General features: G+C 43.2%; 18 protein-coding genes. 16 read left to right on the top strand and 2 right to left on the bottom strand.

Going from position 1 to position 22,221, the window contains the following annotated elements:
* The 7 genes from R7F07_RS01485 to purF all read left to right on the top strand — a co-directional run.
* On the top strand, positions 1-975 hold a 975-nt coding region (locus tag R7F07_RS01485), incomplete at its 5' end, for a FimV/HubP family polar landmark protein (RefSeq protein ID WP_318110419.1).
* 142 nt (positions 976-1,117) lie between these two features.
* Positions 1,118-1,912, top strand: coding sequence for a tRNA pseudouridine(38-40) synthase TruA (gene truA, locus R7F07_RS01480; protein WP_017820799.1), 795 nt, complete (start codon positions 1,118-1,120; stop codon positions 1,910-1,912).
* 197 nt (positions 1,913-2,109) lie between these two features.
* On the top strand, positions 2,110-3,036 hold the full coding sequence (gene accD / locus R7F07_RS01475) for an acetyl-CoA carboxylase, carboxyltransferase subunit beta (protein WP_005380583.1): 927 nt from the start codon (positions 2,110-2,112) through the stop codon (positions 3,034-3,036).
* Between the two features lie 46 nt (positions 3,037-3,082).
* Complete coding sequence (gene folC, locus R7F07_RS01470) at positions 3,083-4,345, top strand: bifunctional tetrahydrofolate synthase/dihydrofolate synthase (protein WP_017820798.1); 1,263 nt, start codon at positions 3,083-3,085, stop codon at positions 4,343-4,345.
* Positions 4,346-4,359: 14 nt separating this feature from the next.
* Positions 4,360-4,953, top strand: coding sequence for an SPOR domain-containing protein (locus R7F07_RS01465; RefSeq protein ID WP_017820797.1), 594 nt, complete (start codon positions 4,360-4,362; stop codon positions 4,951-4,953).
* A gap of 61 nt (positions 4,954-5,014) precedes the next feature.
* Positions 5,015-5,506 carry a CvpA family protein gene (locus tag R7F07_RS01460; RefSeq protein WP_005380590.1) on the top strand — a complete coding sequence of 164 codons (492 nt, stop codon included), beginning with the start codon at positions 5,015-5,017 and terminating at the stop codon, positions 5,504-5,506.
* 36 nt (positions 5,507-5,542) lie between these two features.
* The gene (gene purF, locus R7F07_RS01455; protein ID WP_005380592.1) at positions 5,543-7,057 is read left to right on the top strand and encodes an amidophosphoribosyltransferase; all 1,515 of its coding nucleotides are present in this window, start codon (positions 5,543-5,545) and stop codon (positions 7,055-7,057) included.
* Between the two features lie 66 nt (positions 7,058-7,123).
* On the opposite strand, the gene R7F07_RS01450 is transcribed toward purF, so the two are convergent.
* Positions 7,124-7,999, bottom strand: coding sequence for a LysR family transcriptional regulator (locus tag R7F07_RS01450; protein ID WP_005384959.1), 876 nt, complete (start codon positions 7,997-7,999; stop codon positions 7,124-7,126).
* Between the two features lie 289 nt (positions 8,000-8,288).
* Here R7F07_RS01450 and R7F07_RS01445 point away from each other — a divergent pair, with 289 nt between their 5' ends.
* The 7 genes from R7F07_RS01445 to recR all read left to right on the top strand — a co-directional run bounded on the left by R7F07_RS01445 (position 8,289) and on the right by recR (position 14,034).
* The gene (locus tag R7F07_RS01445; RefSeq protein WP_171342826.1) at positions 8,289-9,395 is read left to right on the top strand and encodes a response regulator; all 1,107 of its coding nucleotides are present in this window, start codon (positions 8,289-8,291) and stop codon (positions 9,393-9,395) included.
* 223 nt (positions 9,396-9,618) lie between these two features.
* Positions 9,619-9,750 (top strand): hypothetical protein, encoded by a 132-nt coding sequence (locus tag R7F07_RS01440; RefSeq protein WP_005380608.1) that lies wholly within the window; start codon positions 9,619-9,621, stop codon positions 9,748-9,750.
* A 33-nt stretch (positions 9,751-9,783) separates the two neighbouring features.
* Positions 9,784-10,170 carry a YbaN family protein gene (locus R7F07_RS01435; protein ID WP_080276930.1) on the top strand — a complete coding sequence of 129 codons (387 nt, stop codon included), beginning with the start codon at positions 9,784-9,786 and terminating at the stop codon, positions 10,168-10,170.
* A gap of 162 nt (positions 10,171-10,332) precedes the next feature.
* Complete coding sequence (apt, locus tag R7F07_RS01430) at positions 10,333-10,878, top strand: adenine phosphoribosyltransferase (protein ID WP_005380615.1); 546 nt, start codon at positions 10,333-10,335, stop codon at positions 10,876-10,878.
* Positions 10,879-10,886: 8 nt separating this feature from the next.
* The gene (gene dnaX, locus R7F07_RS01425) at positions 10,887-12,992 is read left to right on the top strand and encodes a DNA polymerase III subunit gamma/tau (protein ID WP_171342828.1); all 2,106 of its coding nucleotides are present in this window, start codon (positions 10,887-10,889) and stop codon (positions 12,990-12,992) included.
* An 82-nt stretch (positions 12,993-13,074) separates the two neighbouring features.
* Positions 13,075-13,404, top strand: coding sequence for a YbaB/EbfC family nucleoid-associated protein (locus tag R7F07_RS01420; RefSeq protein ID WP_005380618.1), 330 nt, complete (start codon positions 13,075-13,077; stop codon positions 13,402-13,404).
* Positions 13,405-13,434: 30 nt separating this feature from the next.
* On the top strand, positions 13,435-14,034 hold the full coding sequence (gene recR, locus R7F07_RS01415) for a recombination mediator RecR (RefSeq protein WP_005380619.1): 600 nt from the start codon (positions 13,435-13,437) through the stop codon (positions 14,032-14,034).
* 52 nt (positions 14,035-14,086) lie between these two features.
* On the opposite strand, the gene R7F07_RS01410 is transcribed toward recR, so the two are convergent.
* Complete coding sequence (locus R7F07_RS01410) at positions 14,087-14,449, bottom strand: hypothetical protein (RefSeq protein ID WP_132936861.1); 363 nt, start codon at positions 14,447-14,449, stop codon at positions 14,087-14,089.
* Between the two features lie 177 nt (positions 14,450-14,626).
* Between R7F07_RS01410 and R7F07_RS01405 the strand changes: the two genes are divergently transcribed.
* Both R7F07_RS01405 and R7F07_RS01400 read left to right on the top strand, forming a co-directional pair.
* Positions 14,627-14,926, top strand: coding sequence for a hypothetical protein (locus tag R7F07_RS01405; RefSeq protein ID WP_165935366.1), 300 nt, complete (start codon positions 14,627-14,629; stop codon positions 14,924-14,926).
* Between the two features lie 11 nt (positions 14,927-14,937).
* On the top strand, positions 14,938-22,191 hold the full coding sequence (locus tag R7F07_RS01400) for an RHS repeat-associated core domain-containing protein (RefSeq protein WP_132936860.1): 7,254 nt from the start codon (positions 14,938-14,940) through the stop codon (positions 22,189-22,191).
* The last annotated feature ends 30 nt before the right edge of the window (positions 22,192-22,221 follow it).

The following is a 22,221-nucleotide window of genomic DNA, read 5'->3' as shown; positions in this document are numbered from 1 at the left end:
GCTGAGTCCGAAGAAGAGTTCAATTTTGATGAGCTCGATTTGCCAGAGTTCAGCGAAGAAGATGCCTTGGCGTCGATGGAAGAAGAGCCAGAATTACCGAGCTCTGAGACTGCAGATATAGAACCAATCTCCGGTGAGGATGAAGAGTTAAGTTTTGACGACCAAGATCTTCCAGAGTTCAATGAGGAAGATGTTCTCGCGTCAATGAACGAGGATGCGCCAGAGAGCCCTAAGGTTGAAGCAGAGACATCGAGACCAGCTATTCAAGCCGATAACGATCATGATGCTTTGTTTGAAGTATTTGCGCAGCAAAACGGCTTTGATACTGACCCAGAAGTGCAGCCAACAGCGACAGAGGGTGAGCCGCTCAGTAATTTGGATGATGAATCATCAATGGCTAACCTTCTTGCGGAAGACGCAAACTCAGAAGTATTTGAAGGTAAACTAGACAGTGACACCATCGCAAGTGCAGGTATGGATTTTGAAACCATGCTTGATGTTGGAGATGATTGGGATGGCTTTAAACCCGCTGCTGATAACGTAAGTTCTACTGAAGAAGTGCCTGAGGACCAGCGTGATGTTTGGAATTCGAGTGATGCACTAAGTCAGCCAGAGATCGCGCAAGAAAACTGGGCAGAGCAAAGCGACTTGGATGACTTCGACCCGAAGAAAAATCAATTTATGACGATTGATGAATTGATGGCTCAGGTCGACAGAGAAGGTGGTGAGTTCGAAGAAGAAGACCTTAAGCTCGATGTCGGATTGAACGAGTTTCCAGATGTTATCGGTGAGATCGGCGATATTGACGTAGATAGCAATGCTGAAGCGGCTGGGAAACTGGATTTGGCTAAAATCTATCTCGAGATGAACGATTCTCAAGGGGCGATTAAACTACTAGAAGAGGCGATTGTTTACGGTGAGGATGATATTCGCCGCGAAGCAAAAAGCCTGATTGACGCCATTAATGGCCGATAAACCGAAACAAAAGGGTAGCGTTTGCTACCCTTTTTGTGTCCCGTTAGTAGGATGCTACCTTTATGTCACCCTTGGTGAAACTGGCAACTTGAGGTGACTTGAGTATATACTTCCCGCCCCATTTTAGAGTTCGAAGGTTAAGATGAGAATCGCATTAGGTATCGAGTACAACGGTACAAACTACTTTGGTTGGCAGCGCCAAAGAGAAGTGAAAAGTGTCCAAGAAGAGCTAGAGAAAGCATTGTCCGTCGTCGCTAATCACCCAGTTGAAGTTCAGTGTGCTGGTCGGACAGACGCAGGCGTGCATGGCACGGGACAAGTTGTGCACTTTGATACCAACGTTACTCGAAAAATGGTAGCTTGGACCATGGGCGCAAACGCGAACATGCCGAGCGATATAGCGGTTCGTTGGGCTCAAGAAGTTTCAGATGATTTCCATGCAAGATTCTCAGCGACAGCGCGCCGTTATCGTTACATTATTTTCAATCATGCTTTACGTCCAGGCATCTTAAACTCGGGGGTTAGTCACTATCATGGTGAGCTCGACGAGAAAAAAATGCATGAAGCAGGGCAGTTCCTACTCGGCGAAAATGATTTTACGTCGTTTCGCGCGGCGCATTGTCAGTCTCGCAGTCCATTTCGAAACTTGATGCATCTGAACGTTACGCGCCATGGAAACTATGTGGTTATTGATATTAAAGCCAATGCGTTCGTGCATCATATGGTTCGTAATATCACGGGTAGCTTGATAAAAGTTGGACGTGGCGAAGAGAGTCCTGAATGGATCAAGTGGTTATTAGACGCCAAAGATCGCAAAGTAGCGGGTGCGACAGCGAAAGCGGAAGGTCTGTACCTGGTAGATGTAGACTACCCAGAAGAGTTTGGGTTACCTGAAGTGCCGATCGGTCCACTGTTTTTACCAGATAATTTGAACTAATTTTACAAACTTATTTCAAAATATCGGTAGTGTTTATATTGAATGTGAACGGAAAACATACGCTATTTACGATATCAAAAATAGGTACAACCAGTTTTTTATCTACAGTAGCTGCAAGATATGGTTTAATCCGTCGGTATTATGTCGAATTTATATCTTTCGCAATGAAGCGGAAGAGTTGAGAGAAAAGGTCTTCCATGAGTTGGCTTGAAAAGATTTTAGAGAAAAGCAATCTAGTAAGTTCACGCAAAGCTTCTATCCCAGAAGGTGTGTGGACTAAATGTACCTCTTGTGAACAGGTTTTATACCATGCTGAACTAGAGCGTAACTTAGAAGTTTGTCCAAAGTGTAACCATCACATGCGTATGAAAGCGCGTCGTCGTTTGGAAACATTTTTAGATGAAGGTAATCGAGTTGAATTAGGTTCCGAACTTGAGCCACAGGATAAACTGAAATTTAAAGATTCTAAGCGATACAAAGAGCGTATCTCTGCTGCACAAAAAAATAGCGGTGAGAAAGATGCGCTAGTTGTGATGCAGGGTGAATTGCTTGGTCTGCCGCTTGTGGCGTGTGCGTTTGAATTCTCCTTTATGGGTGGTTCAATGGGTTCAGTCGTTGGTGCTCGCTTTGTGAAAGCAGTGGATGCAGCCATTGAAAATAACTGTGCGCTTGTTTGTTTCTCAGCAAGTGGTGGTGCTCGTATGCAAGAGGCTTTAATGTCTCTTATGCAAATGGCAAAAACCAGTGCTGCGCTTGAGCGTTTATCAGAAAAAGGTCTGCCGTTTATTTCTGTTCTAACTGACCCTACAATGGGTGGTGTATCAGCAAGTTTGGCTATGTTAGGTGATATCAACATCGGTGAACCTAAGGCCCTCATTGGCTTTGCTGGTCGTCGTGTAATCGAGCAAACAGTGCGTGAAGATCTTCCTGAAGGTTTCCAGCGTAGTGAGTTCCTACTTGATCACGGTGCTATTGATATGATCGTTGACCGTCGTGAAATGCGTCAGCGTGTGGGTGGTCTTATCGCTAAGATGACTAACCACAAGTCTCCTTTGGTGGTTTCGGTTAACGAATCTCCAAATGAAGAGCCATATTCTGTACCAGAAGCGGACGAAAAAGGGTAAAGTATCAACTAACATAAAAACCAAAGAATTTAATGGTTAAAGTTAGATGACCCAAAACCCAATTCCTCAAGCCACATCTTCATTAGAGATGTGGCTTGATTATTTAGCAAATATTCATTCCTCAGCAATTGATCTAGGCTTAGACCGTGTCCAAGCGGTAGCAAACAAAGCCAATCTTACCAAACCAGCTCCAACCGTAATCACCGTTGCCGGAACCAATGGCAAAGGCTCAACGTGTGCGTTAATGGAAGCCATTTTACTTGATGCTGGCTATTCAGTCGGTGTTTATAGTTCTCCGCACCTGATTCGTTACAACGAGCGTGTACGCATTAATGGCGTTGACGTTGTAGATGCCAAGCACTGTGAAGCATTCGATTATGTAGAAAAGCAGCGTGGTGATGTTAGCCTTAGCCTCTTTGAATTCGGTACGCTTGCTGCGCTACGTATTTTCCAAGTAGAGAAAGTTGACGTTGTCTTACTTGAAGTAGGACTTGGCGGCCGTCTAGACGCCACTAACGTTGTTGACCATGATGTTTCTGTTATTACGAGCTTAGCGATCGATCATGTGGATTGGCTTGGTGATGACATCAATGTTATTGGTTTTGAAAAAGCGGGCATTTACCGTTCAGGGAAGCCAGCAATTTGTGGTCAACCGACGCCACCAGCGACCGTGGCGGCTCATGCTGACGATATTGGTTCTGAGTTCTTCCAAGTAGGTATTCAGTACGATTACCAACTAACTGATAATGGTTGGAAATGGAGCAGTGGGGCATTTGAGTTAGAGGATTTACCAATCCCATCGCTACCATTACAAAATGCAGCCACTGCACTGATGGCACTAGGGGCTTCGGAATTGCAAATCACTGACATAAATATTGTCAATGGCTTGAATAATGCTCGTTTGGCGGGGCGTATGCAGGTACTGCATCACGAACCTGAAATAGTCCTTGATGTCGCTCATAACCCGCACTCTGCTGAGTATTTGGTAGAGAGAGTGAAGCAACAATATCTGGGTAAGAATATCCATATTGTGGTTGCAATGCTGCATGACAAGGACATTAAAGCAACCATTGAAGCTCTAACTCCAGTTGCAACACAATGGTATCCAGCGTCGCTTACTGGACCGAGAGCGGCGACCGCTGATGAATTGTGCCAATACTTACCTGATGGGCAAGTTCATTTTGAAAACCCTGTTGACGCCTTCGAGAGTGCGAGAAGCCACGCAAAGACAGGAGACGTTATTCTGGTGGTTGGCTCATTCCATACCGTCGGAGAGGTATTGGAACATTGGCAATCAAATAATAAATAAGTAAAGGTATTTTGATGGCAAGTAAATTCCAAAGTCGTTTAGTCGGCACCATCATTCTAGTCGCAGTCGGAGTCATTGTTCTTCCCGATGTGCTAGATGGTAAGAAACTGCACTACAAAGAAGAATTTGCCAGTATTCCTATCAAACCAGAACTTGATAGTGATGTGGAAAACTTCGAAATATTAGAGCCAGTGGAAGACGACATTACGTTACCGGATTCTCCGGTTGAAGCTGTAGTGCAAGAACGTGAGGATGCTCAAGTAGCCGTTTCTGAGCCCGAGCCAGCGCCAACATCTAAACCTGAGGTCATCAAACAACCAGAGCAAGTTGAGGTCGTCACTCGTCCTGTTCAAGAGAAAAATCAATATGAAGATTCAGCTTGGATCATTCAGTTGATGGCACTTAAGAATCACGAAAATGCTGTCGCGCTTGTCGCGGATTTGCAAAAGCGTGGTTATCAAGCTCACACAAAGAAAGAAAACGAGTTTACGAGAGTGATTGTTGGCCCTGATGTGTCAAAAAGTAAACTTGAACGACAAGTTCAAGAATTACAAAAAATTACAGGTTCAAAAGGTCAATTGCTTAAATTTAAGCCATTAAATCCATAAGAAAACGTTTGCGTCAGCATTTTTTCTGTTAAAATGCGCGCCAACTTAAGATGAAGAAAAGATGAATTGGATAGATTTTATCATTTTAGGTGTGATCGGATTTTCAGCTCTGATCAGTTTAGTTCGCGGTTTTGCTAAAGAAGCTTTGTCTTTGGTGATTTGGTTCGGAGCGTTTTTTATCTCCAGTAATTACTATGCCAAATTGGCGGTGTACTTCACCAACATCGAAGATGATATGTTTCGTAACGGAGCGGCGATTGCGGCGTTATTTGTCGCAACCTTGGTAGTTGGTGCAGTGGTGAATTACGTCATTGGTCAACTGGTACAAAAAACAGGGCTATCAGGTACGGACCGAATTCTCGGGATTGTATTTGGTGGTCTACGCGGAGTCTTAATTGTTTCTGCGGTGCTGTTTTTTATGGATGCGTTTACTGCATTCCCAAGCTCGGATTGGTGGAAAGATTCACAGTTGATCCCTGAGTTCAGCCGTATCATCGCCCCATTCTTCGAGCATTTACAAGCAACATCAAGTTTTCTGTCTGGCACTATCTAGTAGTGCCAGCTACTGTCGCAAATCGAGGATTAGGACATGTGTGGTATTGTTGGAATCGTGGGCACAACGCCTGTAAACCAGTCTATTTATGACGCGTTAACGGTGTTACAGCATCGTGGCCAAGATGCCGCTGGTATTTGTACCATAGAAAGCAATCGTTTTCGTCTGCGTAAGGCGAACGGTTTAGTCAAGGATGTATTTGAAGCAAGACACATGCAGCGCCTGCAAGGCGAGGTCGGAATTGGTCATGTTCGTTACCCTACAGCAGGCAGTTCAAGTGCTTCAGAAGCTCAACCTTTCTACGTAAACTCTCCTTTCGGTATTACACTTGCCCACAACGGTAACTTGACTAACGCTAACGAAGTTCGTCAGAAGCTGTTTGAAAAAGATCGCCGTCATATCAATACCACTTCAGACTCTGAAGTATTACTAAATGTACTGGCGCACGAAATTGACTCAGTAAAAGGAAATGTCACGACCGAAGACGTATTCCGCGCAGTCACCAATGTTCATCGCACAATTCGCGGTGCTTATGCTGTGACCGCCATGATCATTGGTCATGGTATGATTGCATTTCGTGACCCACACGGTATTCGCCCGCTGTGTTTAGGTAAGCGTGAAGTTAACGGCAGAGCAGAGTACATGGTTGCGTCTGAATCGGTGGCATTGGATGCGGTCGGTTTTGATTTCGTCCGTGATGTTGCACCTGGTGAAGCGATTTACGCAACGTTTGACGGTGAGCTTTACACGAAGCAGTGTGCAGATAATCCTAAGCTTAACCCTTGTATTTTCGAGTTCGTATACTTTGCTCGTCCGGATTCGTTCATCGATAAAATTTCGGTATACAGCGCTCGCGTTGAAATGGGTAAAAAGCTGGGCGAACGTATTCGTGAAGATTACGCAAACCTTGATATCGATGTTGTCATTCCTATCCCTGAAACGTCTTGCGACATTGCACTGCAAATCGCTCAAGCGATCGATATCCCTTATCGCCAAGGTTTCGTGAAAAACCGTTATGTTGGACGTACGTTTATCATGCCTGGCCAGCAACAACGTAAGAAATCAGTACGTCGCAAGTTGAATGCTATTCGTTCGGAATTCAAAGGTAAGAACGTGTTGCTGGTGGATGACTCTATTGTTCGTGGTACAACGTCAGAGCAGATTATTGAGATGGCTCGTGATTCTGGTGCCAAGAAAGTGTACATGGTCTCAGCGGCCCCTGAAGTTCGTTTCCCGAACGTATATGGCATTGATATGCCAAGTGCTACAGAGCTTATTGCCCATGGCCGTGACAACGATACAATTTGTAAGCAGATTGGTGCCGATGCGCTTATTTATCAACGTCTAGAAGATTTGGTAGAGGCAGTCGGTCTTGGAAACCAAGACATTACTCAGTTCGATACATCCGTGTTTAACGGGGAATACGTAACGGGTGATATTGACCAACAATACCTAGATTTTTTAGATGGTCTTCGTAACGATGATGCGAAAACACAACTTGAAATCCAACAGGATTTAGCAAACCTAGAGCTTCATAACGAAGGCGCATAGGGTGCGTTTTCTTAAGTCGTAAAAAAACCAGAGCTTCGGCTCTGGTTTTTTGTTTTCGCTACTTAATTAGTGAATGTTATAAGCGATCACAAAGTCAATAAAGAGGCGAACTTTCTCTGGCAGGTGATCTTTGTGGTTGTAAAGCATATAAATGTCGCGCGGGTTTGCACTCCAATCTGGCAGTACGCGTACCAAATCGCCGCTCTCGATGTACTCTTTGATCATGACATCTGGCATTAGGGTGATGCCTAAACCTTCGGAACAAGCGCTGCGCACCACATTGAGCGCGTTTGCTTGAAAACGACCACGATCAACATTCACCACAGACTCGCCTTTGCTATTAATCAAGGTCCACTTAATAAGCGGGTACCCTTTTAGCAATGAATGGTTAGAGAGCTCTTCTGCATGATGTGGCGCAGGATTCGAGGTTAGATAATCAGGGCTTGCAACGAGAATATCCTTCACTTCGCCAATCTTACGCGCGATGAGGCTAGAGTCGCGTTGAGGTCCCACTCGAAAAATTACATCCCATTCAGTAGGGTCAAGCTTGTCCGCATTATTCTCTGTCGTTAGCTCAATGTTGATGTCCGGGTACTGCTTCATAAAGCTGTTGAACATCGGCATCATCATTCGTTTAGTTAAGTTGTAAGGCGCGGATATCTTAATCTTGCCGGATGCTCCTCGGCAGTCGTCAGTGATTTCCTCTGCTGCGGTTGTTAGCCTTTGTAGTAAAGGAGAGCACTCATGGTAAAAACGTTCCCCTGCTTCAGTGAGCGAAAGTTTGCGAGCATGACGGTTCAATAGTCGAAGATTGACAGAGTCTTCTAGCGCTTGAATGCGTCGGGTGATGGTCGCAACCGGGATCATGGTTTTTCGCGAAGTTGCGGTGTAGCTCCCATTTTCGACAACCAGTCGAAACAGGTTTAAGTCATCTAATTTCATATTTCCAGACACATTAAATTACCGATTACGGTTAATTTATAATTAACTTTGTGATCAAAGCTTGCTTTAAGTCAACATGTTGCATCATTTGAACACAGCAACCCTGTTTGAGTAAATACTGTTATACGCCGTAATATTTGTATTAATGCAGTTTCCGAGCTAAGTTTTATAACAAGGCGAAGCGGCCTCAGGTCTTGCTGTGACACGTTTTGCTGGAAGTAAACACAACAAAAATAATGACTTAATAATAAATCTGTTTTTTTGACTGAGCTTTGTGAGGGATAAAGGTATGTTTAAGACTCACAGTCAAACGGCAATGGTCTCGGCACAGGAAGTGATTAATCAAAAACTAATAATGTTGGTGGACGATGATCCAATATTTCGCAAAGTAACCAATGCCTATTTAGAAAGTCAGGGTTTTAAAGTAGTAGAAGCAGAAAACGGCCTAGAAGCGCTTCAACAACTCAGGGAATGCCAACCCGATCTTATCTTGTGTGATTTATCGATGCCGGTCTTAGATGGTATCGAGTTCGTCGAAGAAGTTAGTCTCGAATACCCATATATGCCGCTTATCGTGGTATCAGGCACGGATGAAATGTCCGATGTCGCGAAAGCGTTGCGGTTTGGTATTAAAGATTTTCTTCCTAAACCGATAGGTAATTATGAGCACCTATCTCAGGCGATAGAGAGTACGCTAGAAGATACCGATAGCCACTTCTCAGAACAACGTGACTTTTCAAGTCAGTGGTTCAGGGTTGATGATGGTGGTGAAATCCCAGATGAACAAGAGCTGTATTGGCATCTGGAATATTTACAACAGAATCCGAGCGCGGCAAGAGATTTACTGCAAGCTCTATTGCCAGAGAAGGATGCTGCTCAGGGAGATTGGCGCTGCTCGTACCGTTTATTGCAATCGACGGATGTGATGCCCTTGGTTTTCGATTATCGTTGGTTAATGAATGGTCAATTTGCGTTTTATCTCGTTGATTCTGCTTCCCAAGCTAATGATGGAGTTGCGACGACATTGCTCGTTAGGGCATTGTTTGACGATTATCTCCGTAACTTGAAAAGTTTCAGTGCTGATCTCAAGGACATGGTAGGGATCATTGAAAAAGGAATTGAGTGTTCGGAGTGTGCGGGTGCAGTCAATGCTGTGTTTGGTGTCGCCGACCTCGCTTCATCCTCGGTCTCTATATTGCCTGCGGGTTTAGATAGCCATTGGTCTGACGGAAATACGAATCAACACATCGCAGCAGGTAACCGTTTAGGGGGAGGAAGTATGAAAAACTTCATCACCCGCGATTTACCGCTAAGTGTTGCAGGACAGTTGTCTATCGGGTGTTTAGGTTCTTCAAGTTTTAGTTTAAGTATTACCCGGAAATCCCGACTAGTATAATTATGACTTGCAAACCAATAAGCAGCGTCCTTACGCTGCTTATTATCTTTTTAGAACCACCAAAACAACATACGTTTAGTTCAATAACCTTACTTTTTACTGGTGTTTAGATTTGGCTGTTTAATGTATAGTCAGCTCTTAAAACAATAATGACCCATTTGTGCAACGATAATTTAACGCTGTGCCTTGGGAGAAGCAAAGTCAACTAGTGAGAAGACACATCATGGCAGACAAAGATTTTAAAGAGCCTTATAATATTTTTTACTTTTTAGGTTTTATTGCAGTTCTTTTGATCCCAACACTTCCTGCAACGCTAACCTGGCTTCGTGTAATGAATGGTTACGCAGGCTTTTAATCTAGCTATTTTGTACCGGAGTTCACCATTCGTATTAAGCGTTACTTTTTCAATACTGTTGGTGGACTCTGTATTGTGCTCGGCATAGCCGGCATAGCCCTTCCACTTTTACCCACCACACCTTTTATTTTGCTTGCTAGCGCATGTTTTATGCGTGGTAGCCCCGCATTTCATCAATGGTTACATAACCACAAAACGTTTGGACCCATTCTCGACAATTGGCATAAGCATCGGGCTGTTACTTCAAAAGTAAAAAAGCGTGGTGCGATTTTTATTGCGCTTAGTTTCATGGTTTCAATCGTTGTTGTCCCCCTCGTTTGGGTAAAAATTGGTCTTTTAGTGATGCTAATCGTTTTACTCAGCTGGTTTATGCGTCTGCCTGTGATTGAGTTGGTTGCTGACCGAGAAGAAAATCACTAAGATTGTAGAGAATAGTGTGCCCGCTCTTCGAGTGGGCGTTTGTATTTTCAGCGCCTGTGACTTTTACGAAAATAAGCACATAGTGGTGAAAACCTATTGTTCGTTGCCCTCGTGATACTGCGATTAGAGAGGGCGATGAGCCAATCTAAGTAAATCGGTATTATGACTACAGAAACAATTTCACTGATCAAATCTAGCATCAAAAGCATCCAAGACTACCCAAAGCCAGGCATTCTATTTCGTGATGTGACGAGCCTTCTTGAAGACGCGAAAGCATACCAAGCGACGATCAACTTACTTGTTGAACGTTACAAAGATATGGGCTTTACCAAGGTTGTGGGTACGGAAGCTCGTGGCTTTCTATTTGGCGCGCCTTTAGCGCTTGAGCTAGGTGTTGGTTTTGTACCAGTGCGTAAACCAGGCAAGCTACCACGCCCTACTGTTGCTCAATCTTATGAGCTTGAATACGGCGTTGATACACTAGAAATCCATACAGATGCCATCGTTGAAGGCGACAAAGTACTGGTTGTCGACGATTTATTGGCAACGGGCGGTACTATTGAAGCGACGACTAAGCTGATTCGCCAACTGGGTGGTGAAGTTGAGCACGCTGCGTTCGTTATCAACCTACCAGAAATCGGTGGTGATAAACGTTTAGAAGCACTAGGTCTAAACGTGTACAGCATTTGCGATTTTGAAGGACATTAATACATTCAATGAGTTATTTAGCTTTAGCGCGAAAATGGCGTCCTAATCAGTTTGACCAAGTTGTCGGACAAAAACATGTCCTGACGGCGTTGGAAAATGCACTGGCGCAAAACCGTTTACACCATGCTTATCTGTTCAGCGGGACTCGTGGTGTGGGTAAAACGAGTATCGGTAGGTTGTTTGCCAAAGGCTTGAACTGCGAAACCGGTATTACCGCGACACCTTGTGGTAAGTGCGATACTTGTCGTGAAATTGATGAAGGTCGCTTTGTCGATCTTCTTGAAATCGACGCGGCATCACGTACTAAAGTTGAAGACACTCGCGAACTGTTAGACAACGTTCAATACAAACCTGCTCGTGGACGTTTTAAAGTGTACCTCATCGATGAGGTGCACATGCTATCGCGTCACTCTTTCAATGCGTTGTTGAAAACCCTGGAAGAGCCGCCAGAGTATGTGAAGTTCTTACTCGCGACAACCGATCCACAAAAGCTGCCTGTTACTATATTGTCGCGTTGTCTACAGTTCCATCTCAAACCGATCAGCGTTGATGATATTCATCAGCAACTTGACTACATTTTGGGTCAAGAGCAAGTATCGGCAGAACCAAAAGCACTGGGTATGATTTCACATGCTGCAGATGGCAGTATGCGTGATGCTCTTAGCTTGACCGATCAAGCAATTGCTTTAGGTAACGGTGCGGTGCAAACCGATATTGTCAGCCACATGTTGGGGACGATTGATACCGACCAAGCGATTCACTTACTAGAGTCAATCAGTAGCAAGCAACCTCAACAAGCCATGGATAAAATCCAGCAATTAGCAGCAAATGGTGTTGAGTGGGATGGTTTGTTGCAGCAAGTCGCAACACAGCTTCATCGAATTGCGATGTATCAAGCGCTGCCAGCGTCGCTAGACCGAGCGCAGCCAGATGCAGAAAAAATCGAGTTGTTGAGTAAAGCACTAAGTCCGCAAGACGTTCAGCTTTACTACCAAATTGCATTGAAAGGTCGTGAAGATTTGACTCTCTCGCCAAATGGGCGAGTCGGTCTGGAAATGATTGTGCTGCGTATGATGGCGTTCCGCCCATCAAATAACAGTGGGGCAAATGTTGTTTCTAGTAACTGCGAGCCAGCGTCATCTCCGGCTCAAAGTACCAGTCAACCAAAGGCTGCGCCAGCTCAGACAGCCGCTGCTCCTCGAGCTCAGCAGCCGAGTCCAGCACAAAGCACACCACAAGTGGCGCCTCAACCTTCATCGAGTTCGCAACCTGAGTATCAAGCGAGTGGATATGAGACGGTTCCACCACAGTATGATATGGCGCCGCCGATGAGTGAAAACCCAGCGCCGCAGCATGAAACGCCACCTCAACAAATGCAAGAGAGCGTTTCAACACCAGCGCGCGGTGGTCTAAGCGGTTTACGTCACCAATTACGTTCTCAGCGTCAAGGCCTACAACAGAACACTCCTCAAAATGGTGGCTCAAAAAAGCCTAAAGCGGCATCTGCACAACCAGAATCGGTTATCGACCGAGTAGCGCAATTGCATGGCAATTCCGCGCAGGTGTCGCCAAACTCAGCTCCGAAGTCGACGGAGCCACAAGTTGAGGAAGCGTATCGCTGGCGTCCAAGCAAGCCTGTTGAGACAAAAGTAAATACAAAACTGACACCTACGCAGCTCAAGCAGGCACTTGAGCATGAGAAAACGCCTGAAATGGCACAAAAGCTCATCGATGAGTCATTAGAACATAATGAATGGGCGAAGCTAATCAGCTTAATGGAGATCCCTAAGCTGGTAGAGCAACTTGCGCTAAACTCTCATTATAGTAAGGAAGGAACAACCGTTTCGTTACTATTGAGAAGCAGCCAAGCTCATTTGAATACTGATAGAGCTCAAGCCGAATTGCTTAAAGCACTTAATACCGTGTTGGGTGAAGAGTGCCACATGAGCATCGAAATAGGGGAGAGTGGAGAAACACCACTTGAACTGAGAGATAGGCTCTACCAAGAGAAATTACAGCAAGCGCTGAACAGTTTAGAAAACGATCCAAATGTTCAATTTATTGAACGTCGTTTTGCTGCAGAGCTTGATAAAGATAGTGTGCGCCCTATCTAATAATCGAATGGAATGGGGTTGAAAACCCAAAGGTATAACCCCATTAATTGATGCAACACCTCATTAAACCAGAGAGATAAACATGTTTGGTAAAGGCGGTATGGGCAACCTAATGAAGCAAGCCCAGCAAATGCAAGATCGCATGCAAAAGCTTCAAGAAGAAATCGCGAATATGGAAGTAACTGGCGAGTCTGGTGCTGGCCTAGTTAAAGTTACTATCACTGGTAGTCACAGCGTACGTCGTGTTGACATCGATGAAAGTTTGATGGAAGACGACAAAGAAATGCTTGAAGATCTGATCGCTGCGGCGTTCAACGATGCAGCCCGTCGTGTTGAAGAAACTCAAAAAGAGAAAATGGCTTCTGTAACTGGCGGTATGCAACTACCACCAGGCATGAAAATGCCATTCTAATCTGCTGATATTTAATTAAGCGGACTTTTAATGCGTACCAGTCATATGCTGGAGCAATTGATGGAGGCCTTACGTTGTCTACCTGGGGTTGGCCCCAAGTCAGCGCAGCGTATGGCCTTTCATTTGTTACAGCGCGATAGAAAAGGCGGTTTGCAGCTTGCAGATGCGCTGAGTCAGGCAATGACAGAAATAGGTCATTGTACTGAGTGTCGAACCTTCACCGAAGAAGAAGTCTGTCACATTTGTACCAACCCAAAACGCCAAGAAAATGGTCAAATTTGTGTGGTAGAAAGCCCGGCAGACATCGCAGCCGTTGAAGCAACAGGCCAATATTCTGGTCGGTATTTTGTTCTTATGGGGCATTTGTCGCCATTAGATGGTATTGGTCCAAGTGATATTGGATTAGATGTCCTTGATTACCGCTTACGTCGCGGTGATATTACCGAAGTGATTTTGGCGACAAACCCAACAGTTGAAGGTGAAGCCACTGCCCACTACATCGCAGAGCTATGTAAAGAGCACCAAGTTGATGCCAGCCGCATCGCGCATGGTGTGCCTGTCGGTGGGGAGCTAGAGCTTGTTGATGGCACGACGTTGTCACATTCGCTATTAGGTCGACACAGAATTTAATAAAAAGCCGCTGAATTCAGCGGCTTTTTTGATCTTGGGAGTTTTGGGTAAGTTAGTTGCTTAGTATTTCTACACCATGAACGTTCAGCCCCAAAACATTATGACAACTTTTATCAATAAGAAGCATAACCTTTTTGTTTTGAGCTTGAGCAGTTGCTACAGCTGAGAATAAGTCCATAGCGGTCGGTTGGCTGTCTGGTAGATAAGTAAACTTCTTCTCGCTATTCGACACTTCACAGGGAGTCTCTGGTGTTTCATTAACATGAACTGACATCTTGTGCCCACCATCCCAGTAACGAGCTACCTTATCAATCGTGAATGGTCCATACCACTTCTGCCCTGAGCCTGCATTAGTTTCAGCAAGTGAGCTAAACGATAATAGAATAGTGAGTATGCCAATTAGTTTTTTTTTCATCTTTCTAGCCATGTTGATATTAGATTTTAGCTATAATATTCACTGAATATTATTAATAAACTTAAATATTAAGATATTAATTTGTTTGTGATGTCCATCACGCATTTTTGCTTTTGATATATGAAGTTTGTTTTTTTTTATTATATTGCCTGGTTTTGTCAATTTAGTGTCATATACATGCCTGTTAAAACCAAGTTATCCTTGTGTGCATTTTTGTTGGTCATAATTATTGCGGCTGTTGGCTACGTTTTTAGTTTCAACTTTTCATATAAGAATAATGATGAAAATCTAAAGGAAAATAAGAAGATGGATACTTTGAATGTAACTAGTTTTTCAAAGTATGATAACTCTATAAAAATGCTGAGAACTGAATTGTTAAAGAGTCGGATTTTGGAAGGTGATTCAGAAGAACAGTCCGAAAATATAAATAAAAGAATTACTAATTTAGAAAATCAAATATCAGAACTATCTAATTGAAAGGCAGTTAAATGAAAAATTGGCTAGGTGTAATCTTTGCGGGGTTGTCTATTCCTGCAATAGCACAAACGATCGGTACTTTGCCCGGAGAGCTATCGATCGACAAGGGTGTCGCATATTATCAAATACCGTTAACACTACCTGCTGGGAAAGGGGGTATAGCTCCTGATCTAGCGCTAAGCTACTCCAGCTCTGGACCCGTAAGGTCTGAACTAGGGGGCGGATTCTCACTTAGCGGCCTGTCTGCCATAAAAAGGTGTGGTGACCATCAAGCGATTGAAGGGCAAGTAAGCTCAGTGACTTATAGTTTAACTGATAATTTTTGCTTAAATGGCACGCGTTTAATTGGTGAAAAAGGTGTAACTGGCAAAGATGGCTCTGAATACCGTTTACACGTAGATAACCAGTCAAAAATTATTCTGAATGGTGATTCAAATGCAGCATCAAGTTACTTCATTAAGCATGATAAAAGCGGTGCTGTTGAAGAATATCATTATAATAACCTTTCGAAGAGTTGGTTGTTGAGCTCCTATAAAAGCAACCCAAGTTCAGCGAGTATCTCTTATAACTATGATAATTTAGGCCAGATATCATCGATACATTACGATTCTTTCAGTGTTATCTTTAATTATCTTACTATCAATAGTGGTGTTCCTACAAAACATTATAAGATAGACGGAAATATCCATAGGTATGAATCAAACCTGACAAGAATTGATATAAGTATAAACAATAAAATAAAAAATTATTACCGACTGGGTTATAAGGAGGTAATCGAAGGTCTTGGTTCCTCCTTTATTGATAGTATTACATATTGCGATGCGAATGATGATTGTTTACCAGCCACTCAATTTGATTGGAAGGAACATAAAATCCCAATGAAAGGTCAGATATTCTTTGATGAGAAAATCGCTAATATTGACTTAGGTCATTGGGGAAAAAACACTATCCCTAGTGATTGGGGAAATGCTAATAGAAGTTGGTGGGTTGATATTGATGGGAATAGCGTAGGTGACTTCTGTAAGACTGATGCCCATGGATTTACTTGCCACATGGATGTGTCTCAATCTAGTGTCGCTCGCACCTACAATATAAGTAAGTGGGGAGACGCTCATAGCCATTGGTGGTTAGATATAAATGGTGATAGTAAAACAGAGTTTTGTCGTATAGATGACGGCAAATTACTTTGTGATGCTTTTCATTCAAATAATACAACGACACAACTTTCTTGGATTGTGTTGAACTCCGGGATGAAGGACTTCCGTTGGTGGAGGGACATGGATGGTAATGGCGTACCAGAGTACTGTCGTCGTATAGGTGATGAACTTTTATGCAGTGAACCCAAAGAAGATGGCGAGTGGTCTGATTCAGTACACGTTCGTGGCATAGAATGGGGGCAAATTAAAGACACTTATTGGACCGATATAAATGGCGATGGTGGTAGTGAACTTTGTTTTGTCGAAGGGCAAACGATTAAGTGCACGTCTTTTTCGGGTAAATATCTAGTTCAAAAAAATATTAGTTTTCCAATTAGTTCTGTAGGTCAGCCAGATTCCCGTTGGTGGGTTGATGTGAATGGCGATAATGCCATCGACTTTTGTCGCGTGACAGATAACGATGCTAGCAAAACAGTTAATCTAACTTGTTCTCTTGGCTCTCTTGGTTCGTTGCATAAATTCGAAGACGATATAGAGTTTGTTAAAAGTGATGATTGGACAGGGGAGCTCGGGAGCGTAGATAAACGTTGGTGGCTCGATTTGGATCAGGATGGTGTTATAGATTTCTGCCGTGGTGTCGGTAACAAGGTCCAATGTGTCAACGCTTATAAGTACCAATATGAATTTGATGTTGATAATTGGGGGACTGGTTTTAACTCATTCATTGATTTGAACCAAGATGGTAAGTTTGAGCTCTGTAAGAAGAGATCTAACCGTCTAGAATGTCAAACCACTGCTCAGAGCAACCATTCTCCATTATTGCTTGAAAAAGTGACAAATGGTCTAGGACATATTTCTTCAGTATGGTTTGGCCCATACGGTAATCACACGCCTTCTGACTCTTTTAATTCTGATGATTCTGGTCTTTTTAACTTACCAGGCTCTTTCCCTGTAGCTTATCGTCTTGAGACCGACAACGGACATGGAAAAAATAACTACTTATTCCAATATGGTCCTGCAAAGCGCTCTAAAGATGGTCTAAAACACAATGGTTTCGAATGGATTCGACAACGAAGCTTTGTTAATGAAAAAAACACTCTCAACCAAGAGTTTCAATTTAATACAGAATTTCCTTACTCAGGCACATTGAAAAAGCAAACCGACTATTTTGCTAATGGACAGAAGTGGTTAAATGGTTGCGGTGATTGTAGATCGGATGACTTTTGGAACTTTAGAGAGCTTAGTAAAAGTTCCAAATCTGAATTTGAATTTAAGACGCTAAAAAAAGAGTTTAGTGCTACGAAAATCGTTAAAAGTTTCCAACAGCTGTCTTCTGCAGCAGATAAGCATTTGAAGGGTTATAAGCTTATCGAATACAAAGATCAAAAATACGCATCAAGCGCTGACAAATTTGTTCCTGTTGGCGGTTCAACACTGATGCCAATCATGATTCCTGCCACAGAGTTTTCTTTGGTTGAGGAGCGAACAACGGTACTAGAAGATCAAATACCAGTGTGGTTCATGACGCCAGTATCGGATGATTTGAATCGCGAGCTATCTGCATTATCTGCCCAAGCTCGATTCGTGAAGGCGATCACAGCTACAGAATACGATGAAATCGTCGAATGGGTTGAAACTCCAACAGTCGGTAACACCTTTGCATTTTATACCTCAGAACGAAAGGACTACCAATACTCTGAAAGTGGTGAACTTCTTAGTACAGTTACCGTAGAGCAGAGTGATGTCGATACATTTCTTAATGTTGGTAAAATTACAACGACAACAACCGGACTTAATCCGGTCACCGGTTATAGTGACACGTTTGTTGAAATTACCCAAAACGCGTATGTAAATAAGGTAGATTCTTGGTTAATCGGGTTGCTCGATTCGACTAAAACAACTTACATTCACAGCGATGGTAGCAGGATCTCTCAGGAGGCTACTTTCAAATATGACCATGAAACCGGTTTGTTGCGTGAGCACACGACGCTACCAAATACGCCATATTCCATGGTTACTATTAAAGAGCGAGATGGATACGGTATTGTTACTAAAGAAAGCGTTACTGCGACTAACGGGGGGAGATTAGAAACTCGCTCTACTTCCTTTAAACATTCATACGTCGGGAATAGTGTTGTAACCGAGGTGACAAACCCTGCTGGACACGTCTCGTCTCAAACTGTCGATCTATTCTCGGGACTTATTGTAAAAGTTGATGAAAATGGTCTTTCTACTTCGACAAAACTCGATGGTTTTGGTAGAGAAGCCGAGGTGTCTGTTGTAAACACTTCTGTAAAATCTGAGATCAGTCGCTTTCCTGCGGGAGACAGTCGTTGCTTATTCAATGTTAACAATGCGAGTTACTGTGTTATCAATCAATCGAAAAGCTCAGGCAAGAAGATCAGCTTTTTTGACTTTTTAGAAAGAGAAGTGAGAAGAGCCTCTTTATCGGTAAATGGTAAGTGGGTTTTCGTTGATTCTGGCTATGATGCATTTGGCAATTTAGTCTCTGCTTCAAAACCTTATTACCAAGGTGATATTCCTCAGTATATTGTCACTCAGTACGACAAATTAGGAAGAGTCATTTCGATAAAAGAACCTGGTCCTGCCGGTAAAGAAGACAGCTGGATTTCTTATTCTTACGGTCCTTTCACAGTAACCAAAACGGACGCCAAAGGTCGAGTTTCTAAAACTTTTACCAACGTATTAGGTTGGGAGATTGAGAAACAGGAGCCGAATGGTGGCAAAGTTATCTACGACTTCTATGCCAATGGAATGTTGAAATCTGCTATTGCGTCAGAAGGAGAAACAGTTCGTACCGAGTACAATATTCAAGGCAATAAATCTTTAGTAGATGATCCAGATCTAGGTTTGTGGACTTATGAATACGACGGTTTTGGTCAACTCGTTAATCAAACTGATGCTAAAGGTCAAAGTACTCATTTTGCTTACGACAACTTAGGTCGCAAAGTCGCTGAGAAAGTAGAATCCAAAGTTAAGCAAAGTGAGAAAGAAGTAACACACATCACCACAAAGGCATGGTTTTACGACAAAGTGGATGGACGCGTCTGGTTAGGAGGGCTACTAAAAGCAACTGTAGATGGAGAACTGGTTAAGAACTACTTCTACAACGGTCTGGGTTTACTGAGACGCGAAGAGACGATTACTCCAGAGCACACATTCGCACGAGATTTAGAGTATGACTCTAACGGGCAACTAATTCGAGAACATAGACCTAACAAGTTTACTCTAAACTACACCCGAGATGCTTTAACGGGTATTAATACGGAAGTCTGGGGAGATATTTCTCAAGCTCAAGTTAATTACACTGCAGCTGAATATCGCAACGTGATTGAGCCTCTAATCAATGAAGCCCTAAATAAAGCGAAAGATTATTTAGTTAAAGTAAAAGATTTACAAGAGCAGCAATTCTTCTACAAGCGACGCAAGGAAGAGTATCAGAAGCTTAAAGATCAGCTTATCTCATTTGACGGAGTGGCTGAAAATGAGGCATTTGCGCGCCAAATGAGGGCGGAGCTACATACTAGACCATTGCATATGTACACAAATGAATATGGCGAGCGTTATTTCAAAGTTTCCTCAAGGACAGTGGTGGTCTCTGGAAATGGTTTGATACCTGTAGTTCAGCAACCTAACTTCCATCTTAAGATTGAAGGTAACTTATTAAGAGAGGTAAGCCTTGATGAATGGGCTGCTTTTGAAGCAGGGTTGATCAATCAAAACCAAACTGCGTACTACGGCAACTATTCTGATGGCGGAAGTATAAGTTTAGCGACATTTGATTTGGAAAGGGACGATCCGCTATATGATCAAAGAATGCGTCAAATGTTTGATGAACTCAATTCACTCTCAAAAGAAGTGGATAGGCTTGAATATGTGCAAGATACAACGGAGTTACGTGTAAATAGCTATCTTTTAGCTGCAGAACAACTAGTAAAACTAGTTAAGCAAGTCAAGCTTGTTTCACAGAAGTACAATAACCTAGCTGTGGAATCTGAAAGTGAGTCAGATGCACTACGTTCCCTCAAAGATGATAACCCAGCTGCTGGACGGATTTCGTACTGGAAGCTCAACGATATGGACGCCGAAGGTCGAATTACATCAGAGGTTTTAGGAAATGGCTTAGTTAATAGTTTCGATTATCATGAGAGTAATGGTCAACTACTCAATATATACACTAGGCAAGGTTCCAAGCTGCTGCGTGGCGTTCATTACACCTACGACAGAATGGATAATGTGCAGAGTCGCCGAGATCTTGTTAATGATATACAAGAAAATTTCTACTACGACGATCAAGACCGACTAACAGACTACCATTTGTCTGGTATTGGTGCAGCACATGCTGAGAATCCGTTATTTAACAAAAAGTATTCCATGTCTTATGCTGCGAATGGCAATATCAAATATAAGTCTGACGTTGGTCATTATATCTACGCAGATCCGTTACACAAGCATGCGGTAACTCAAGCTGGGGATAATACATATCGCTACGATGAAAACGGAAATATGCTATCTGGCGGAGGGAGAACAATTGAGTGGACAGGCTTCAACAAGCCTTCACGTATTCAGCAAGAACAAGGCTGGGTTGACTTTAAATATGATGAGTCGAATCAGCGAGTCAGCAAGCGCAGTAGCGATGGAAGCAGAACTTGGTACCTCGGTAAGTCCTACGAGTTAAAAGAGCTAGCATCCGGGGACATTCAACAAACTCAGTACATTTATGCTGGGAATGGTCTGGTCGCTGTAAATGTGAACTCATTGAAGACTGATGGACAAGGAAGCTATGCATCTGTAGATCGCCAAATTCGTTATAGCCATACAGATGCGCTTAAATCGGTTGATATGGTAAGTGATATGTGGGGGAATATTGTTGACCGTAAGTTATATGACCCTTGGGGCAAAGAGAGAGCGTTTACTTGGAAAGCTGACAATGTGTTGTTGCCTCAACCTGTATTGTTGAATCGTGCATTTACAGGGCATGAGATGCTTAATGAAGTTGACTTAATCCATATGAACGGTCGTTTATATGATGCAACATTAGCACGATTTATCAGCGCTGACGTTTACATACAAGCTCCTGATAATAGTCAATCATTCAATCGATACAGTTACGTTCTCAATAATCCTCTTAAATACAACGATCCTTCTGGCCATTTCTTTAAGAGAATTAAAAAAGAACTTAAACGTCAATGGAACGACGTACGAGAGTTCACCTCTCGTTACTCGAGAGAAATTGTCGGTATCGTTGTGGGGATCGTCGTCACTGTCGCCAGTGGTGGTACGTACAGTGTGTTGCTAGCCGATGCTGGTGCAAGTTTCTTCTCTGCAGGGTCTCTTACTAATGCCATTGCTGCCGGTGCACTTGGTGGCGCCACTGGTGGGGCTGTAACCGGTGGGATCATTAGTGAAAGCTGGAACGGAGTTGGCAAAGGGGCTGCGATTGGTGCAATTACAGGCGCTATCGGAGGTTACAATAGCTTTAAGCCAACGAGAGGATTTGCACATGCAGCCACGAAAGTAAGTGTCGCAGCTGCTGGTGGTTGTGCTACAGGTGAGATCGCGGGTGGTTCATGTGAAAAAGGTGCAAAATTTGCCGCATTATCACAAGTTGTTGTGCTTAGCTTTGAATACATGAAAAATGTTACAGATCGCTATAAGATTAGGTCTTGTGAAGTTGCTAACTCGGGCTCAGTCTGTAAGTACAATGTTGATGGTGAGCTACTGACTGATGGTACTCGTGGCTCAACACCTGTATGGGAAAAAAAGCCGATTCGTACGGAGTGGTTCACTGAGGCTGGTATGGCATCCGAGGCTTCGGGGAACCATCGATATCTAGAAAATGGGTTAATTGGCAGATTTATAAATAAGGTATCTAAAGTCCATGACTACTTTAACTCCGATGTATCTAGGTTATTCGGTTTCCATGGATATGACCAGGTAACGGGTTTATGGATAGAGGCTGGAACGATACATAACCACTTGTTCCAAGTATACAGTTTTTCGGGAATGTTACCTGCAGCTATATACACAGGTGGTGCACTAGTCGCACCATATCCAGTGTATCCTTATTCACAGTTAGGGGATTAGGAAAAGACAAAAGCCGCTGAATTCAGCGGC

The organism is Vibrio sp. YT-16, assembly GCF_033337405.1.
GTDB classification, from domain to species: Bacteria; Pseudomonadota; Gammaproteobacteria; order Enterobacterales; family Vibrionaceae; genus Vibrio; species Vibrio alginolyticus.
Note: the sequence above shows the minus strand (reverse complement) of the source record. Positions and strands in the feature narration are given on the sequence as shown.

Excerpts from the sequence above, each read along its gene's own strand:
- R7F07_RS01420 (WP_005380618.1), top strand. The coding sequence starts at position 13,075 with ATGTTTGGTAAAGGCGGTATGGGCAACCTAATGAAGCAAGCCCAGCAA.
- R7F07_RS01400 (WP_132936860.1), top strand. The coding sequence starts at position 14,938 with ATGAAAAATTGGCTAGGTGTAATCTTTGCGGGGTTGTCTATTCCTGCA.
- dnaX (WP_171342828.1), top strand. The coding sequence starts at position 10,887 with ATGAGTTATTTAGCTTTAGCGCGAAAATGGCGTCCTAATCAGTTTGAC.
- accD (WP_005380583.1), top strand. The coding sequence starts at position 2,110 with ATGAGTTGGCTTGAAAAGATTTTAGAGAAAAGCAATCTAGTAAGTTCA.
- R7F07_RS01465 (WP_017820797.1), top strand. The coding sequence starts at position 4,360 with ATGGCAAGTAAATTCCAAAGTCGTTTAGTCGGCACCATCATTCTAGTC.
- R7F07_RS01450 (WP_005384959.1), bottom strand. The coding sequence starts at position 7,999 with ATGAAATTAGATGACTTAAACCTGTTTCGACTGGTTGTCGAAAATGGG.
- R7F07_RS01445 (WP_171342826.1), top strand. The coding sequence starts at position 8,289 with ATGTTTAAGACTCACAGTCAAACGGCAATGGTCTCGGCACAGGAAGTG.
- R7F07_RS01410 (WP_132936861.1), bottom strand. The coding sequence starts at position 14,449 with ATGAAAAAAAAACTAATTGGCATACTCACTATTCTATTATCGTTTAGC.
- apt (WP_005380615.1), top strand. The coding sequence starts at position 10,333 with ATGACTACAGAAACAATTTCACTGATCAAATCTAGCATCAAAAGCATC.
- recR (WP_005380619.1), top strand. The coding sequence starts at position 13,435 with ATGCGTACCAGTCATATGCTGGAGCAATTGATGGAGGCCTTACGTTGT.
- truA (WP_017820799.1), top strand. The coding sequence starts at position 1,118 with ATGAGAATCGCATTAGGTATCGAGTACAACGGTACAAACTACTTTGGT.
- R7F07_RS01405 (WP_165935366.1), top strand. The coding sequence starts at position 14,627 with ATGCCTGTTAAAACCAAGTTATCCTTGTGTGCATTTTTGTTGGTCATA.
- R7F07_RS01460 (WP_005380590.1), top strand. The coding sequence starts at position 5,015 with ATGAATTGGATAGATTTTATCATTTTAGGTGTGATCGGATTTTCAGCT.
- R7F07_RS01440 (WP_005380608.1), top strand. The coding sequence starts at position 9,619 with ATGGCAGACAAAGATTTTAAAGAGCCTTATAATATTTTTTACTTTTTA.
- purF (WP_005380592.1), top strand. The coding sequence starts at position 5,543 with ATGTGTGGTATTGTTGGAATCGTGGGCACAACGCCTGTAAACCAGTCT.
- folC (WP_017820798.1), top strand. The coding sequence starts at position 3,083 with ATGACCCAAAACCCAATTCCTCAAGCCACATCTTCATTAGAGATGTGG.